At 58.0% G+C, this 934-nt stretch carries 1 protein-coding gene and 1 pseudogene; both read right to left on the bottom strand.

What is annotated here, in order from left to right:
* Positions 1-119: 119 nt before the first annotated feature.
* A complete protein-coding gene (locus PMO31116_RS23505; RefSeq protein WP_150568812.1) occupies positions 120-458 on the bottom strand; it encodes a phage tail protein in 339 nt (112 codons plus the stop codon).
* Positions 458-934 (bottom strand): annotated as a pseudogene (locus tag PMO31116_RS23860) (hypothetical protein); the annotation flags it as partial. The gene PMO31116_RS23505 and the pseudogene PMO31116_RS23860, both read right to left, overlap by 1 nt.

Raw genomic sequence — 934 nt, 5'->3', positions numbered from 1 at the left:
CCTTGTGTGCGTGTATACAATTCGTTGAAATTGTCTTTCGTCTTCTCAAACGCAACACGCGAAGTGTCGCCATCGGTCCCACCAGGCGGCGTACCGAGATTGATGATTTGCTGTGCCATTTATGGAGCGAAGGTTTGTTGAAGCGTGGCGCTAATCGTGAAGACCTGATTCCCCTCTCCTGAGAGCGTATAGGTCTCGCAGTAGTACAGGCCCTCACCCCCCATCGGCGGAGTCCAGTAGAACGACTTGTGGCCGCTGTGGCGATCGAGGAAATCCTTGAGGGGCTGGAGCTTTTCCGCCGTGTTGGTATTACTCACTGACCACGAACTCACGGCAGTATTCAGGCCATCTCCGACGCGCTGTTCGTATCCATCACCGAATTGAGCCTTTCGCGTGCGGAAGTTCGTCGTTCCAGACGACCCGACCTTGACGCAGAAATCGAACGTTTCCGTTGCCATCAGCCCATCCCGGTTCGCGCGCGCCAGAGCAATCCGCCCTGTCTCATCTGACGAGAAAGTTCGTCCGTAACGACGTTTCGGATGGCCGACGAAAGCTGCTTGCCAGTTCGGTCCGCGTCACCACTTGACTGCGTCGTGGCATTCCCGCTGTTGTCGATCTGCGTCACGATGCTGACATTCACGCCACCGCCAGACGGTACTGAGGGAAGGATCGTTCCAGAGGTATTCGGCACAAACAGTTCCGCTTGTTTCTCGCCGACGATGTATGGCTGCCCAGCGGTGACAGGGCCGCCGTTCGCGCGCAAACTGACTTTCGAAATAAGGTCATCCAGCCCTGCTTGGGTCTGCGGGCCATATACGCCGCCCACGGTCGTGCCAGTCGCATCTCCGTAGGCGCCGAGAACGGCCGTGAAAGCGGAACCCAACAGACCACCGCCGATTCCACCGCCCGTCAGTCCGCCAAACAGCGCCTGCGA

The sequence above is a fragment of the Pandoraea morbifera genome (assembly GCF_902459575.1).
In the GTDB taxonomy this organism is placed as follows: Bacteria; Pseudomonadota; Gammaproteobacteria; order Burkholderiales; family Burkholderiaceae; genus Pandoraea; species Pandoraea morbifera.
The sequence above is the reverse complement of the archived record's forward strand: the minus strand, read 5'-3'. Positions and strand labels throughout refer to the sequence as shown.